Annotated in this window: 15 protein-coding genes; 8 read left to right on the plus strand and 7 right to left on the minus strand. The window is 64.3% G+C overall.

The features are described 5' to 3' along the window. The 3 genes from HUX88_RS16595 to HUX88_RS16605 all read left to right on the plus strand — a co-directional run. Positions 1-247 (plus strand): enoyl-CoA hydratase/isomerase family protein (locus tag HUX88_RS16595; protein ID WP_176362482.1); only part of this gene is annotated, 247 nt, incomplete at its 5' end. A 7-nt stretch (positions 248-254) separates the two neighbouring features. Then, positions 255-719, plus strand: coding sequence for an Lrp/AsnC family transcriptional regulator (locus tag HUX88_RS16600; protein ID WP_176362483.1), 465 nt, complete (start codon positions 255-257; stop codon positions 717-719). Positions 720-814: 95 nt separating this feature from the next. Further along, a complete protein-coding gene (locus tag HUX88_RS16605) occupies positions 815-1189 on the plus strand; it encodes a VOC family protein (RefSeq protein WP_176362484.1) in 375 nt (124 codons plus the stop codon). A gap of 6 nt (positions 1190-1195) precedes the next feature. Here the strand turns inward: HUX88_RS16605 and rapZ are convergent, their stop codons facing one another. From rapZ to ilvA, 5 genes are all read right to left on the minus strand, one after another. Next, on the minus strand, positions 1196-2056 hold the full coding sequence (gene rapZ, locus HUX88_RS16610) for an RNase adapter RapZ (protein ID WP_176362485.1): 861 nt from the start codon (positions 2054-2056) through the stop codon (positions 1196-1198). A gap of 90 nt (positions 2057-2146) precedes the next feature. Then, a complete protein-coding gene (hprK, locus tag HUX88_RS16615; protein ID WP_008444515.1) occupies positions 2147-3082 on the minus strand; it encodes an HPr(Ser) kinase/phosphatase in 936 nt (311 codons plus the stop codon). 66 nt (positions 3083-3148) lie between these two features. Continuing rightward, positions 3149-3631 carry a PTS sugar transporter subunit IIA gene (locus HUX88_RS16620; RefSeq protein WP_117014389.1) on the minus strand — a complete coding sequence of 161 codons (483 nt, stop codon included), beginning with the start codon at positions 3629-3631 and terminating at the stop codon, positions 3149-3151. Positions 3632-3971: 340 nt separating this feature from the next. Then, positions 3972-4805: an NADPH-dependent 7-cyano-7-deazaguanine reductase QueF gene (gene queF, locus HUX88_RS16625; RefSeq protein ID WP_176362486.1), complete on the minus strand. Its 834-nt coding sequence runs from the start codon at positions 4803-4805 to the stop codon at positions 3972-3974. Positions 4806-4867: 62 nt separating this feature from the next. Further along, positions 4868-6403, minus strand: coding sequence for a threonine ammonia-lyase, biosynthetic (gene ilvA, locus HUX88_RS16630; RefSeq protein WP_176362487.1), 1536 nt, complete (start codon positions 6401-6403; stop codon positions 4868-4870). A gap of 266 nt (positions 6404-6669) precedes the next feature. Here ilvA and HUX88_RS16635 point away from each other — a divergent pair, with 266 nt between their 5' ends. The 4 genes from HUX88_RS16635 to HUX88_RS16650 all read left to right on the plus strand — a co-directional run bounded on the left by HUX88_RS16635 (position 6670) and on the right by HUX88_RS16650 (position 12253). Next, positions 6670-7161: a YqaA family protein gene (locus tag HUX88_RS16635; RefSeq protein WP_117014387.1), complete on the plus strand. Its 492-nt coding sequence runs from the start codon at positions 6670-6672 to the stop codon at positions 7159-7161. A gap of 224 nt (positions 7162-7385) precedes the next feature. Beyond that, entirely contained in the window at positions 7386-11393 is a 4008-nt protein-coding gene (locus tag HUX88_RS16640) for an FAD/FMN-binding oxidoreductase (protein WP_117014386.1), read from the plus strand. After that, positions 11393-11824: an HIT family protein gene (locus HUX88_RS16645; protein ID WP_117014385.1), complete on the plus strand. Its 432-nt coding sequence runs from the start codon at positions 11393-11395 to the stop codon at positions 11822-11824. Before HUX88_RS16640 ends, HUX88_RS16645 begins: the two co-directional genes overlap by 1 nt. A gap of 3 nt (positions 11825-11827) precedes the next feature. Beyond that, entirely contained in the window at positions 11828-12253 is a 426-nt protein-coding gene (locus HUX88_RS16650) for a gamma-butyrobetaine hydroxylase-like domain-containing protein (protein WP_117014384.1), read from the plus strand. A 5-nt stretch (positions 12254-12258) separates the two neighbouring features. Here HUX88_RS16650 and HUX88_RS16655 read toward each other — a convergent pair whose 3' ends face one another. Together HUX88_RS16655 and HUX88_RS16660 are read right to left on the minus strand one after the other, a co-directional pair. After that, positions 12259-12549, minus strand: coding sequence for a hypothetical protein (locus HUX88_RS16655; protein WP_161098747.1), 291 nt, complete (start codon positions 12547-12549; stop codon positions 12259-12261). Beyond that, positions 12536-13024 carry a hypothetical protein gene (locus tag HUX88_RS16660; protein ID WP_176362488.1) on the minus strand — a complete coding sequence of 163 codons (489 nt, stop codon included), beginning with the start codon at positions 13022-13024 and terminating at the stop codon, positions 12536-12538. Before HUX88_RS16660 ends, HUX88_RS16655 begins: the two co-directional genes overlap by 14 nt. A gap of 131 nt (positions 13025-13155) precedes the next feature. On the opposite strand from HUX88_RS16660, the gene HUX88_RS16665 reads away from it, so the two are divergent. Next, entirely contained in the window at positions 13156-14454 is a 1299-nt protein-coding gene (locus HUX88_RS16665; RefSeq protein WP_176362489.1) for an alpha/beta fold hydrolase, read from the plus strand. The last annotated feature ends 1 nt before the right edge of the window (position 14455 follow it).

Here is a 14455-nt window from a genome sequence, read left to right on the forward strand (position 1 = left end):
GCACGAGCGGGGCGAGCGCGGCGCCGCGCTGGACGTGGCCGCCTGCCTGCGCATGGAGCGCACGCTGGTGCGCCACAACTTCGAGGATGGCGAAGTGATCGAAGGCGTGCGCGCGCTGGTGATCGACAAGGACAACGCGCCGCAATGGAAGCCGGCCGTGCTGGAGGAGGTGGACGACGCCATGGTGCGGCGCTTCTTCCAGCCGGTGTGGCCCGACTACGCCCACCCGCTGCGCCACCTGGACTGAGCTGCCGATGGCTGTCGAACTGGACCGACTCGATATCCAGATATTGAACCTGCTGCAGGAAGACGCGGCGATGCCGCTGCGGCGCATCGCCGGGCTGGTGCACGCGTCGGCCGCCACCTGCCAGCGCCGCATCGCCCAGTTGCGCGCCAGCGGCGTGCTGGTCAAGGAGGTGGCGCTGGTGGACCGCGTGCGCGTCGGCCGTCCGCTGACCGCCTTCGTCACGGTGCAGCTGGAGCAGCAGAACACCTCGCTGCTGAAAATGTTCGAAGCGCTGATGCGCGACGAGCCCGACGTCATGGCCTGCTACGAAGTGGCGGGCGAGTTCGACTTCATGCTGGTGGTGACGGCGGTGTCGATGGAAGCGTTCCAGGCCTTCACGCGGCGCGTGTTCACGTCGAATAACAACGTCAGCAATTACAAGAGCCTGCTGGCCATGAACTGCGCCAAGTTCGAGACCAAAGTGCCTTTGTGAAGATCGAATAATTCTTGCACCGGAGCGGGCGAGTTTGCAATTTTGTCTCACGGCCGCTCGGTATGATGGGCTTCCCAATTCAGGAGGACCGCATCATGATCGACCATGTTTCCATCGGCACCCGCGCACTGCCGCGCGCCACGGATTTCTACACGGCCTGCTTCGCGCCGCTGGGCTACATCTTGCAGCACAGCGATGCCACGCAGGTGATCTACGGCGCCGATGGCGTCTGGAGTTTCTGCCTATACCCGTCGGCAGGCGAGGGCGCGCTGGCCGGCGACCGCAGTCACGTCGCGGTCACCGCGCCCAGCCAGCAGGCGGCGCAGGAATTCTTCGACACAGCGATGGGCCTGGGCGCGACCAGCTTGCGCGAACCCGGCCTGCGGCCCGACATCAACGAGCGCTACTTCGGCACCATCATCCAGGACCCGGACGGCCACACCATCGAAGTGGTGCACTGGAGCCGATGACCAGGACTACTGCTCGCGGTGGCGCAGGATGACGCGTTCGGATTGCTGGAAGTAGGCCGCCAGCTGCTCGGCCATGTAGACCGAGCGGTGCTGGCCGCCGGTGCAGCCCACCGCCACCGTCAGGTAGCTGCGGTTGTCGGTCTTGAAGGATGGCAGCCATTTCTCGATGAAGACGCGGATGTCGTTCATCAGGTCCAGCGCGCTTGGCTGGGCGTTGAGGAAGTCGATCACCGGCGCGTCGCGCCCGGTCAGCGGACGCAGGGTCAGGTCGTAGTAGGGATTGGGCAGCGCCCGCACGTCGAACACGAAGTCCGCGTCCAGCGGCACGCCCAGCTTGAAGGCGAACGATTCGAAGAACAGGATCAGCGGCGCGCGCTCGATCGCCACCAGGTCCTTGACCCAGGCGCGTAATTTGTTGGCGCTCAGTTCCGAGGTGTCGATCACATGGCCCAGCTGTTCGATGGTCGACAGCCGCTCGCGTTCCTCCGAGATGCATTCGATCAGCGTGCGCCGCGCCGCCGGGTTCTGGCCAGGCCGCAGCTCGTGCGACAGCGGATGGCTGCGCCGCGTCTCCGAAAAGCGCGCCACCAGCGAATGGGTGTTCGCGGTCAGGAATATGATCTTGATGTCGTGGCCTTGCGCGCGCAGGCGCTCGACGGCGGCCGGCAGCGTGGCCAGCGATTCGGCGCTGCGCGCATCGACCGCGACGGCGAGCGCCTCCAGGCCTTCCTCGACCAGGGTGTCGACCAGGCTGGCAAGCAGGGTGGGCGGCAGGTTGTCGACGCAATAGTGTCCCGTGTCTTCCAGGACGTTCAGGGCCACGGATTTGCCGGAGCCGGAAATACCGGTAATGAGTACGATGCGCATAGCCCCGGATGATACCGCAGCCCGGCAAAGCTTGCCCATCCTGACCATGTTTAGTTTTCGCAATGATGCGAAAAAGCCATGGGAACTTGTTTAGTCCCCGCTCATGGCCTGCCGTTGCCGCTCCATGAACTCCTGCAGCGTATCGATGCCGCGCAGTTGCAGGATGGTGTTGCGCACGGCGGCCTCCAGCAGCACCGCGATGTTGCGGCCGGCCGCCACCGGGATCACCACCTTGCGGATCGGCAGGCCCAGCACGTCCTCGGTCGGGAACTGGAACGGCAGGCGCTCCACCTCCTCGTCGGCCGCGCCGCGCCGCACCAGGTGCACGATCAGCTTCAGCCGCATCTTGCGGCGCACGGCGGTCTCGCCGAAGATGGCCTTGATGTCCAACAGCCCCAGCCCGCGCACTTCCAGCAGGTTCTGCAGCAGCGCCGGGCAGCGGCCCTCGATCATGTTCGGCGCGATGCGCGAGAACTCCACCGCGTCGTCGGCCACCAGGCCGTGCGAGCGCGAGATCAGCTCCAGGCCCAGCTCGCTCTTGCCCAGGCCCGAGTCGCCGGTGATCAGCACGCCCACGCCCAGCACGTCCATGAACACGCCGTGCATGATGATGCGCTGGGCCAGCTTCTTGGACAGGTAGACGCGCAGGAAGTCGATCACCTGCGCGGCCGGCAGCGGCGTGGAGAACAGCGGAATGTTTTTCTCGTCGCAGATGGCGAGGATGTCGGGCGGCGTCTCCAGCCCCTGCGCGATGATCAGCGCCGGCGGGCCGCCGGCGATCAGCTCGCCGATGACGTGGGCGCGCGTCAGCGATTTCAAACGCTGGTAGTAGTTGATTTCCTGGTGCCCGAAGACCTGGATGCGGCCCGGGTGGATGGTGTTCAGGTGGCCGACCTGGTCGGCGGCCGAGGCCACGTCGCCGGAGATCAGGCGCTCGCCGCCGGGGAAGCCGGCGAACCAGCCGAGCTGCAAACTTTCGCGATTGTCGTCGTACAGGCGTTGGATCGTCAGCGGAGTTTGCAGCATGGGTCGTCTTTACAGGAGGATGAACTAAACCTTAGTTTAACCTATAGTCCGGCGACCCAGCCGAACTCAGCCGGCGGCCTGCAGGCTGGGCACCCAGTTGATGATGCGCGCATGGACCGATTTCGGATCGGCGTCGGTGCTCAGCGCGGTGCGGAAGGCGTCGTCGGAGAACATCTCGGCGATCTCGGACAGGATCTCCAGGTGCTGCTGGGTGACGTGGTCCGGGATCAGCAGGAAGAACAGCAGGTTGACCGGCTTGCCGTCGGGCGATTCGAACGGAATCGGCTCGGCCAGGCGCACGAAGGCGGCCAGCGGCGACTTCAGGCTCTTCATGCCCTTGATGCGGCCGTGCGGCACGGCGACGCCATGGCCCAGCCCGGTCGAACCGAGGCGCTCGCGCGCGAACAGATTGTCCGACACGGTGGAGCGGGCGATGCCGCAGTTGTTTTCGAAGATCAGGCCGGCCTGCTCGAAAGCGCGCTTCTTGCTGGACACTTCCAGATCGAGCTGCACGTTTTCCAGTGAGAGTATTTTGCTAAGGTTATTCATAACGCGACATTAAATGTTGCAACGCACAAAGGTGGCATGCGAGCAGAATTATAGGCTGGTTTCTGCGCCATGTAACATGAAATCGCTCACGCCGGTCGTTGTGTTTATGTCAGCCAGCCGGCGCGCGGGCTGGGCTGTATTTGCAGCAAAGAAAGGAATCGCTATTTCTGAGTAGGAATCAGGGAAAACGCCGGTTTTTCGCCAGGGTCCGGGGCGAATTTCCGATTATTTGCGCGTTTTCTGGCCGGTGTGGCCAAATGGCGCGCCGTCGCGTGCAACCGCGCCCCATCCGCCTATCATACGCCTGATTTTTCCCGTTTGATTGGAAAAAGTGCCAGACCTATTGACGTGCGCCACGAAGATTGGACGGCTTCTGGGCGCTGCTGAAGTTGCTGCGCCAAGGGTTGATGTCCAGCCCGCCGCGCCGGGTGTAGCGGGCGTACACCGACAATTGCTGCGGCTGGCACTGGCGCAGGATGTCGGTGAAGATGCGCTCGACGCACTGCTCGTGGAACTCGTTGTGCTCGCGGAAGCCGATCAGGTAGCGCAGCAGGCTCTCCTGGTCGATCTGCGGGCCGGCGTAGTGGATCTGCACGCTGGCCCAGTCCGGCTGGCCGGTGACCAGGCAGTTCGACTTGAGCAGGTGCGAGACCAGCTTCTCCTCGACCGGCTCCTCGTCCAGCGCGGCCTTGAGCAGCTCGGGCGCCGGGCTGTAGTGGTCGATGTCGATGTCCAGCCGGTCCAGCAGCAGGCCGTCGAGCTCGCCCATCTCCACCATGCCGAATTCCTCCGGCTGGGTCAGCGAGATGTGGACGCTGGCGCCGAAGCCGTTCGACAAGTCCTGCTGCAGCAGGCTCTTCAGCGCGACCACGCTGTCGAGGCGGGTTTGGTTGAAGGAGTTCAGGTACAGCTTGAAGGACTTCGACTCGATGATGTTGGGCGAATCGGCCGGCACCGTGATGCGGGCGATCGCCACCTGCGGCTTGCCGCGCGCGTTGAGCCACGAGATTTCGTAGGCGTTCCAGATGTCGACGCCGAAGAAGGGCAGGGTGCCGGTCAGGCCCAGTTCGTCGCGCTTGCCCTGGCGCGCGATCGGGAACAACAGCTCCGGCGCGTAGTCGGTGCGGTAGGCGGAGGTTTTTCCCAGCGGGGACAAGTCGACGGTGTTGGTCATGGCGGTCTGTGTGATTCGGTGAAGGACGGCATGGTAGCGCAAACCATGCCGTCGTGCCGGGCTTAGCCCAGGAACAGCTTGTACACGGGATTGGCGCTTTCATCCCAGTAGCGGTAGCCCAGCGTGGTGAGGAACTGCGCGAACTGGTCCATTTCCTCCGGCGGCACCTGCAGGCCGATCAGGATGCGGCCGACGTCGCCGCCCTGGCTGCGGTAGTGGCACAGCGAGATGTTCCAGTTCGGCGCCATCGAATTGAGGAAGCGCATCAGCGCGCCCGGACGCTCGGGGAATTCGAAACGATACAGCAGCTCGTCCTTGGCCAGCGCGCTCTTGCCGCCGACCAGATGGCGGATGTGGGCCTTGGCCAGCTCGTCGTGGGTCAGGTCCAGCGTCTTGAAGTCGTGCTGCTCGAAGGTGCGCGCCAGCGCGCCCGACTCGCCGCGGTCGGCGATCTGCACGCCGCAGAACACATGGGCCTCGTCCTTGTCGCTGATGCGGTAGTTGAACTCGGTGACGTTGCGCGGGCCGACCAGCGCGCAGAAGCGCTTGAAGCTGCCGCGCTGTTCCGGCAGCGTGACGGCGAACACCGCCTCGCGCGCCTCGCCCAGCTCGGCGCGTTCGGCCACGAAGCGCAGGCGGTCGAAGTTCATGTTGGCGCCGCTGGCGATGGTGATCAGCGTCTCGTTCTTGATCGGGTCCTTGCTCAGCGCCGCGCGCTCGACATAGGCCTTGGCGCCGGCGATGGCCAGCGCGCCGGACGGCTCCAGGATCGAGCGGGTGTCGCTGAACACATCCTTGATGGCCGCGCTGATGGCGTCGGTGTCGACCAGGATGATGTCGTCCACATACTGCTGCACCAGGCGGAAGGTTTCCTCGCCGGCCAAGCGCACCGCCGTGCCGTCGGCGAACAGGCCCACGTCGGCCAGCGTCACGCGCTCGCCGGCCTTGACGCTGCGCGCCATGGCGTCCGAGTCCAGGCTCTGCACGCCGATGATCTTGATGTCCGGGCGGATCTGCTTGACGTAGGCGGCGATGCCGGAGATCAGGCCGCCGCCGCCGATCGGCACGAAGATCGCGTGGATGGGGCCGGAATGCTGGCGCAGGATTTCCATGCCGATGGTGCCCTGGCCGGCGATCACATCGGGATCGTCGAACGGATGGACAAAGGTCAGCTTCTGCTCCTGCTCCAGCAGCAGCGCGTGGTTGTAGGCATCGGTATAGGACTCGCCGTGCAGCACCACCTCGACGTCCGCGCCGCCGCGCACCTTGACCGCCTCGACCTTCACCTGCGGGGTGGTGGTCGGCATCACGATGACCGCGCGGCAGCCCATGCGGGCCGCCGACAGCGCCACGCCCTGGGCGTGGTTGCCGGCCGAAGCGCAGATCACGCCGCGCTTGCGCTGGGCCTCGCTCAGGTGGGCCATCTTGTTGTAGGCGCCGCGAATCTTGAAGCTGAACACGCTCTGCATGTCCTCGCGCTTGAAGTAAATTCGGTTCTCGAAGCGCTGCGACAGCGTCGGCGCGAGTTCCAGCGGGGTTTCAGTAGCGACGTCATAGACGCGCGCGGTCAGGATTTTCTTCAGATAGTCGATAGTCATGGTCTGCAAACGTAGTCATTCCGGGGTGGGGTCAAGTCTGACATTCGGACACGGGCTCTACCGTAGCAACGCGCTACGGTAGAGCCCGTGTCCGAATGTCAGACTTGACCCCAATGGGTTTTGCTCATTCAGTGCTAACTATCCGGCGTGTGACCGGGTGAAGCAGGGGCGCGGGCCGCGCGCGGATGGGCGGGCGACCGGACTGTTCAATCATGCGGTGTGCGACTCATTATAATGGACACCTTTCCTTCCGCTCAAAGAAACCGATGATCGAATCTGCAATCGCCTGGCTGCTGCACCTGTTGGCGGCGCCGGAAGTGGGCCTGACGTCGGTCTTTATCATCAGTCTTATCTCCGCCACTTTGGTGCCGTTGGGCTCGGAACCGGCGGTGTTTGCCGTCGTCAAGGCCAACCCGGCCATGTTCTGGAGCGTGATCGGCGTCGCCACCATCGGCAACACGCTGGGCGGCGCCATCGATTACTGGATGGGCTACCAGGCCAAGCAATCGTTCGCCAAGGAACGCAAGAGCCGCTGGTTCCACTGGCTGGAACGCTACGGCGCCAAGACCATGCTGCTGGCCTGGCTGCCCGGTATCGGCGATCCGCTGTGCACGCTGGGCGGCTGGCTCAAGCTGCCGTTTTGGCCCAGCATCGCCTACATGGCGGTCGGAAAACTGCTGCGCTACCTGACCATGACCTCGCTGCTGTTGTACGTGCCGGACGGGGTTTGGCACCGGATCGGCCAAATGCTCGGCTAATTTGGTGCAAGCAATCATATTGCCATAAGCGCTCAGGAATGAATTTCGTTCAGTTTTATGGTGGGTATTTATCCGTCATTGCCAAGAAAAGCCGGAATTTGCAAATTTTTGGTGGGTTATTGCAAACCGGATAGCCCCTCGGCTGTCTAAGGCTGTTCCGGCGTGGTGCGCCGCAATACGCTAAAATGACCCTCCCGGGTTCAGTCTACAAGTCCAATCTCACAATGAATGCCCCTGCACAAATTCAAGCTTTGCTGGCGGAAACGCCCCACGGTCCCGAGGCCACGCGCCTTCGTGAAATTCCTTACAACTACACGTCGTTTTCCGATCGCGAGATCGTCATCCGGCTGCTGGGCGAGGAGTCGTGGAGCTTGCTGGATGCCTTGCGCGGCGCCCGCCAGACCGGCCGTTCGGCGCGCATGCTGTACGAGGTGCTGGGCGATATCTGGGCCGTCCGCCGCAATCCGTACCTGCAGGACGACATGCTGGACAACCCGAAGCGCCGCCAGGAACTGATCGACGCCCTGCATCACCGCCTGGCCGAGGTGGACAAGCGCCGCCTGACCGTCGACGACACCGGCGACGATGCGGCACGCGAGCGCAGCACCAACGTGGCCAAGCTGTTGCGCGCGGCCGGCAAGGCGGTGGCCGACTTCGGCGAGGAGTTCAAGCAGGTCTACGATCTGCGCAAGCGCACCTACAAGGTGCTGGGCCGCTACACCGACAAGCACAACATCTGCTTCGACGGCATGAAGCGCATCTCGCACGTGACCGACGCCACCGACTGGCGCGTCGAATATCCGTTCGTGGTGCTGACCCCGGACAGCGAGGAAGAGATGGCCGGCCTGGTCAAGGGCTGTATCGAACTGGGACTGACCATCATCCCGCGCGGCGGCGGCACCGGCTACACCGGCGGCGCGATCCCGCTCACGCCGATGTCGGCCGTGATCAACACCGAGAAGCTGCTCAACATGGGCCCGGTGGAAATGAAGGTGCTGCCCGGCCTGGACCGCGAATACGCGACCATCCACACCGGCGCCGGCGTCATCACCAACAAGGTGTCCGAGGCTGCCGAGAAGGCCGGCTTCGTGTTCGCGGTCGATCCGACCTCGGCCCACGCCTCCTGCATCGGCGGCAATATCGCGATGAACGCGGGCGGCAAGAAGGCCGTGCTGTGGGGCACGGCGCTGGACAACCTGGCCTCGTGGCGCATGGTCGACCCGAACGGCGACTGGCTGGAAGTCACGCGCCTGGACCACAACCTGTCGAAGATCCACGACACGCCGCTGGCCCGCTTCAAGCTGGAGTGGACCCATCCGACCGCGCGCGGCGAGTCGAAAGGCGAGCCGTTCAAGACCGAGCTGCTGGAGATCGAAGGCCGCAAGTTCCGCAAGGAAGGCCTAGGCAAGGACGTCACCGACAAGTTCCTGGCCGGCCTGCCGGGTATCCAGAAAGAGGGTTGCGACGGCCTGATTACGTCGGGCCGCTGGATCCTGCACAAGATGCCGAAGTTCGCCCGCACCGTCTGCCTGGAGTTCTTCGGCCAGGCGCGCGACGCGATCCCGTCGATCGTGGAAATCAAGGATTACCTGGACGGCCTGCCGGCCAAGGGCGAGCAGTTCAGCACGCTGCGCCTGGCCGGCCTGGAGCACCTGGACGAGCGCTACCTGCGCGCGGTCGGCTACGCCACCAAGTCCAAGCGCGGCGTATTGCCGAAGATGGCGCTGTTCGGCGACATCGTCGGCGACGATGAGAACGCGGTCGCCATGGCCGCCTCGGAAGTGGTCCGCATCGCCAACACCCGCGTGGGCGAAGGCTTCGTGGCCGTCAGCCCGGAAGCGCGCAAGAAGTTCTGGCTGGACCGCGCCCGCACCGCCGCCATCGCCAAGCACACCAACGCCTTCAAGATCAACGAGGACGTGGTGATCCCGCTCAACCGCATGGGCGAGTACACCGACGGCATCGAGCGCATCAACATCGAACTGTCGATCAAGAACAAGCTGCAATTGGCCGATGAGCTGCAGCAGTTCTTCGCCGCCGGCAATCTGCCGATCGGCAAGAGCGACGACGCCGACGACGCCGTCGGCGACGCCGAAATGCTGGGCGACCGCGAGCAGCAGGCGCAAGCGCTGCTGACCCAGGTGAAGGCGCGCTGGACCTTCCTGCTGGCCGAGCTCGACAAGCCGCTGACCGCCGTCACCGCGCAACTGGCCGAGCTGGGCCTGGAGCGCCTGCTGCCGGTGTTCGACGAGCGCCTGAAGACCCAGCCGGACGCGACCTTGTTCGACGTGGTGCAGGACCGCACCATCCGCGTCACCTGGAAGCAGGAAATCCGCGCCCAGCTGCGCCAGATCTTCAACGGCGCCGCCTACAAGCTGATCCTCGACGAAGCGACCGCCATCCACAAGCGCGTGCTGCGCGGCCGCGTGTTCGTGGCGCTGCACATGCACGCCGGCGACGGCAACGTGCACACCAACCTGCCGGTCAACTCGGACCACTACGAGATGCTGCAACTGGCGCACCAGGCTGTCGCGCGCATCATGACGCTGGCCCGTTCGCTCAACGGCGTGATCTCGGGCGAGCACGGCATCGGCATCACCAAGCTGGAGTTCCTGACCGAAGAAGAGATCGGCCCGTTCCGCGACTACAAGCTGCGCGTCGACCCGGAAGGCCGCTTCAACAAGGGCAAGCTGCTGAACCTGGCCGGCATGGAAGCCGATTTGTCCAACGCCTACACGCCGTCGTTCGGCCTGATGGGCCACGAATCGCTGATCATGCAGCAAAGCGACATCGGCGAGATCGCCAACAGCGTCAAGGACTGTCTGCGCTGCGGCAAGTGCAAGCCGGTGTGCTCGACCCACGTGCCGCGCGCCAACCTGCTGTACTCGCCGCGCGACAAGATCCTGGCGACCTCGTCGCTGATCGAAGCCTTCCTGTACGAAGAGCAGACCCGCCGCGGCATCTCGATCAAGCACTGGGAAGAATTCGAGGACGTGGCCGACCACTGCACGGTCTGCCATAAATGCGTGACGCCATGTCCGGTCAACATCGACTTCGGCGACGTGTCGATGAACATGCGCAACTTGCTGCGCAAGATGGACAAGAAGAGCTTCAATCCCGGCAAGTCGGCGGCGATGTTCTTCCTCAACGCCACCGATCCGGCCACCATCAACGCCACCCGCGCGGCGATGGTCGGCATCGGCTACAAGGCCCAGCGCCTGGGCAACGACTTGCTGAAGAAATTCGCCAAGAAGCAGACCAAGGCGCCGCCTCCAACGGTGGGCAAGCCCAAGGTGCGCGAGCAGGTGATCCACTTCATCAACAAGAAGATGCCGGGCGGCCTGCCGAAGAAAACCGCGCGCGCCTTGCTGGACATCGAGGACGACAAGGTGATCCCGATCATCCGCAATCCCAAGGCCACCAACGCCGACACGGAAGCGGTGTTCTACTTCCCTGGCTGCGGCTCGGAGCGCCTGTTCTCGCAGGTGGGCCTGGCCACGCAGGCCATGCTGTGGGAAGTGGGCGTGCAGACCGTGCTGCCGCCGGGCTACCTGTGCTGCGGCTATCCGCAGCGCGGCTCGGGCGAGTACGACAAGGCCGAGAAGATGATGACCGATAACCGCGTGCTGTTCCACCGCATGGCCAACACGCTCAACTATCTGGACATCAAGACCGTGCTGGTCTCGTGCGGCACCTGCTACGACCAGCTGGCGACCTACGAGTTCGACAAGATCTTCCCGGGCTGCCGCATCATGGACATCCATGAGTACCTGATGGAGAAGCAGGTCAAGCTGGAAGGCGTGACCGGCACGCGCTATATGTACCACGAGCCTTGCCACACGCCGATGAAGATGCAGGAGGCGACCAAGACCGTCAACTCGCTGATCCAGACGCACGACAACGTCAAGATCGAGAAGAACGACCGCTGCTGCGGCGATTCGGGCACGCTGATGATCGCGCGTCCCGACATCTCGACGCAGGTGCGCTTCCGCAAGGAAGAGGAAGTCATCAAGGGTGCGGACAAGCTGCGCGCCGACGGCTTCGACGGCGAAGTGAAGATCCTGACCAGCTGCCCGGCCTGCCTGGGCGGCGTGTCGCGCTACGGCGAGGACGCGGGCACGACGGCCGACTACATCGTGGTCGAGATCGCCAAGCACCTGCTGGGCGAGAACTGGATGGCCGACTACGTCAAGCGCGCCAACGACGGCGGCATCGAGCGGGTGCTGGTGTAATGGCCTGCGACCTGTGCGCCTTGCTGGCGGCGCCCGCCGCCGGCGCCGTCATCTGGAGCGACCGCCAGCTGTCGGTGGTCGCCGTGGACGAGGCCGAGTATCCGGGCTTCACGCGCGTGGTGTGGAACGCCCACGTCAAGGAAATGACCGACCTGTCGCCGGCCGAACGCGGCCGCGTGATGGAGGTGGTGTGGGCGGTCGAGTCCGCACAGCGCGCGGTGATGGCGCCGGAAAAGATCAACCTGGCCAGCTTTGGCAACATGACGCCGCATGTGCACTGGCACGTGATCCCGCGCTACGTGGACGACGCGCACTTCCCGAATCCGACCTGGGCTGCCGCGCAGCGCGCGTCGGCGCCGGAGGTGCTGGCTGCGCGCCGCGCATTGCTGCCGGCCCTGCACGCGGCGATCATCGAACGTTTGAAAGCATAAACCATGAGCAAGCAACCGACCGGCCTGACCGTCCACAACAAATCCAAAGTGCTGGACATCGAATTCGACGATGGCGCCTCGTTCTCGATTCCGTTCGAGCTGCTGCGCGTGTATTCGCCGTCGGCCGAGGTGAAGGGGCATGGGGAAGGGCAGGAGGTGCTACAGGTGGGCAAGCGCGAAGTGGGCATCGCGGCGATGGACCCGGTGGGCAACTACGCGGTGCAGCCGACCTTCACCGACGGCCACAACACGGGCTTGTACACCTGGGATTACCTGTACAAGCTGGGCAATGAGAAAGACGCCTTGTGGGCCAACTACATGGATCGCCTGCACGCATCAGGCTTCGAGGGTGACAGCGGCCGCGAAACCGGCGTCACGCTGACCGGCCCCGGTGGGCAGAACCACAAGGGCTGCGGCCACAAGCACTAAGTCTCTTAACGCGTGACGTGCTCACGCAGCACGTAGGCGAAGATCGCTCGCACATGCAGAGGTAGCTCGCGTAGTGCCTCGATATTAATGGATGGCGCGGCGCTGGAAGACGGCGGGGCGGAAGCCGGTGTCCGGGTTTCTCCCCAATCCTTGTACGGCGACATCTCCACTTGTCGTTTGCGTTCCGCTCTGTCGCGCGCGATCTCATCATGCAGCGCGTCTATCTCTGCCCGCGATTTTTCGTCTAGTTCTGGAATCTCCAGGTCGGGCGGAATTTCCACGTCATATATTTTCATAGCGATTCTCCATCAGTTCAAAGGGGGTTACCAGTTCGGGCAGATGCAGCCTCTGCGCGTTGATTAGTATCCTTAGAAGTCGGAATTGCCCGGCGTTGGCGATGTCCCGGCAATTCCACGTGAGCAGGATTTCGCTCCGGTTCTGCGCGGCACAGGCAATGTGCTCGGCGGATTTCATGGCTCTTGCGTTTAGACCGCCTCCGCAGATTAAAAGTTCGGCAATGCCTTCCGTTCGGCCGCCATCGGGTAACCGGGGCAAAAATTCAATCTTTCTCAAGCGGCGCGCCATGCTGAGCGGATCGCCGTGCCTTATTTCCGCGATGACGTACTCGGAAACATACGTGTTGGTTGCGTCGCAGCGGGTATCCCACCAAAGCTGGGTCAGCTGCTGGCAGGCACGGATGATCGGATTAGGACTTGGCGGATCGGCCAAGTGCAAAATGACGGAGGTGTCGAGATAGACGGTGGGCGGCATGGCGGAACCTCTGATGGCTTCAGCCAGATTAGCCCGTCCGGTTGGCCGCGGCTTCGGCTAAATCAAACGGATTTCATCAAGCTGTCACAGCGCCGTGCGATAGTTGGCGGTTTCGCTTGAGGGGAGTTGGCATGAGGGATGTTTGCAGAGGTTGGTTGCTGGCGCTGGCCTTGGTCGCCGCGCCTTTGAGCGCCCAGGAATACTTTGGCGATGCGCGGCCCGATGCGCCGGAACTCGCTGCGCGCGGCCAACTGCCGGTCGGCGTACGCACGCTGACTGCCGAGCATGCGGACCAGCTCGACATCCTGCGTTACAGCGACGCCAATACCAACCCGCGCTACAGCCGCAAGCTGACGCTCGAAGTCTGGTACCCCGCCCAACTCCAGCCTGGCCAAAAAGAACATACGGTTTATACCGATGTGCTCGGCTCCGGCCCGAACGATCCGGCCCGTCCCAACACGCCGTTCACCTTCAACGGCCGCGCCGCGCGCGACGCCGTGCCTCAAGCCCCGGCCGCCACCGCGCCGGCCGGCGGCTATCCGCTGGTGATCGTCTCGCACGGCTATCCCGGCTCGCGCATGCAGATGAGCTACCTGACCGAGAACCTCGCCTCCAAAGGCTACGTCGTGGTGGCGATCGACCATCCCGAGTCGACCCGCGCCGACAAGGCCGGCTTCGCCAGCACGCTGCTGAACCGCGCGCAGGACGACCTGTTCGTGCTGCAAACCGTGGCCGCGTGGAGCCAGCCCGGCAGCGGCCACTTCCTGTCCGGCCTGGTCGACGCCGACAACACCGCGCTGGTCGGCTACTCGATGGGCGGCTACGGCGCGCTCAACACGGTCGGCGCCGGCGTCAGCCCGGTGGCGGTGGCGTTCGTCCCCGGCGGCAAGCTGGCCGTCAACCAGCAGGGCAACGCGCAATACGAGGCGCGGCGCGATCCGCGCATCAAGGCGGTGGTGGCGTTCGCGCCTTGGGGCGGCGCGCACAAGGTGTGGGAGCCGGCCGGCCTGGCCGGCGTGCGTACGCCAACGCTGTTCGTCAGCGGCGACCAGGACGACGTGGCCGGCTATCAGGACGGCGTGCTGCGCCTGTTCGAGGGCGCCATCCACGCCGACCGCTACCTGCTGACCTACCAGGGCGGCCGCCACAACTCGGCGCCGAACCCGCCGTCGCCGGCCATGCTGGCCAACTTCGACGATTTCATGTCCTATGCCGAGCCGGTGTGGGACAGCCGTCGCATCAACAACATCAACCAGCATTTCGTGACGGCCTTCCTCGGCGTCCACCTCAAGCAGCAGCCGTTCCAGCCCTACCTGGACCTGCCGCCGCTGGGCGCGGACGGCACCATCAAGCCCGATCCGGGCCTGTGGAAGGGTTTTCCCAAGCGCGCTGCGCTGGGACTGGCGTGGCGGCACCTGCCGGCGCAGTAGC

It is taken from the genome of Duganella sp. BJB1802 (assembly GCF_013369445.1).
Classification (GTDB): Bacteria; Pseudomonadota; Gammaproteobacteria; order Burkholderiales; family Burkholderiaceae_D; genus Rugamonas; species Rugamonas vulcania_A.

Bases quoted from the DNA above. Each gene is read 5' to 3' on its own strand.
- HUX88_RS16600 (WP_176362483.1), top strand. From the start codon at position 255: ATGGCTGTCGAACTGGACCGACTCGATATCCAGATATTGAACCTGCTG.
- HUX88_RS16605 (WP_176362484.1), top strand. From the start codon at position 815: ATGATCGACCATGTTTCCATCGGCACCCGCGCACTGCCGCGCGCCACG.
- rapZ (WP_176362485.1), bottom strand. From the start codon at position 2,056: ATGCGCATCGTACTCATTACCGGTATTTCCGGCTCCGGCAAATCCGTG.
- hprK (WP_008444515.1), bottom strand. From the start codon at position 3,082: ATGCTGCAAACTCCGCTGACGATCCAACGCCTGTACGACGACAATCGC.
- HUX88_RS16620 (WP_117014389.1), bottom strand. From the start codon at position 3,631: ATGAATAACCTTAGCAAAATACTCTCACTGGAAAACGTGCAGCTCGAT.
- queF (WP_176362486.1), bottom strand. From the start codon at position 4,805: ATGACCAACACCGTCGACTTGTCCCCGCTGGGAAAAACCTCCGCCTAC.
- ilvA (WP_176362487.1), bottom strand. From the start codon at position 6,403: ATGACTATCGACTATCTGAAGAAAATCCTGACCGCGCGCGTCTATGAC.
- HUX88_RS16635 (WP_117014387.1), top strand. From the start codon at position 6,670: ATGATCGAATCTGCAATCGCCTGGCTGCTGCACCTGTTGGCGGCGCCG.
- HUX88_RS16640 (WP_117014386.1), top strand. From the start codon at position 7,386: ATGAATGCCCCTGCACAAATTCAAGCTTTGCTGGCGGAAACGCCCCAC.
- HUX88_RS16645 (WP_117014385.1), top strand. From the start codon at position 11,393: ATGGCCTGCGACCTGTGCGCCTTGCTGGCGGCGCCCGCCGCCGGCGCC.
- HUX88_RS16650 (WP_117014384.1), top strand. From the start codon at position 11,828: ATGAGCAAGCAACCGACCGGCCTGACCGTCCACAACAAATCCAAAGTG.
- HUX88_RS16655 (WP_161098747.1), bottom strand. From the start codon at position 12,549: ATGAAAATATATGACGTGGAAATTCCGCCCGACCTGGAGATTCCAGAA.
- HUX88_RS16660 (WP_176362488.1), bottom strand. From the start codon at position 13,024: ATGCCGCCCACCGTCTATCTCGACACCTCCGTCATTTTGCACTTGGCC.
- HUX88_RS16665 (WP_176362489.1), top strand. From the start codon at position 13,156: ATGAGGGATGTTTGCAGAGGTTGGTTGCTGGCGCTGGCCTTGGTCGCC.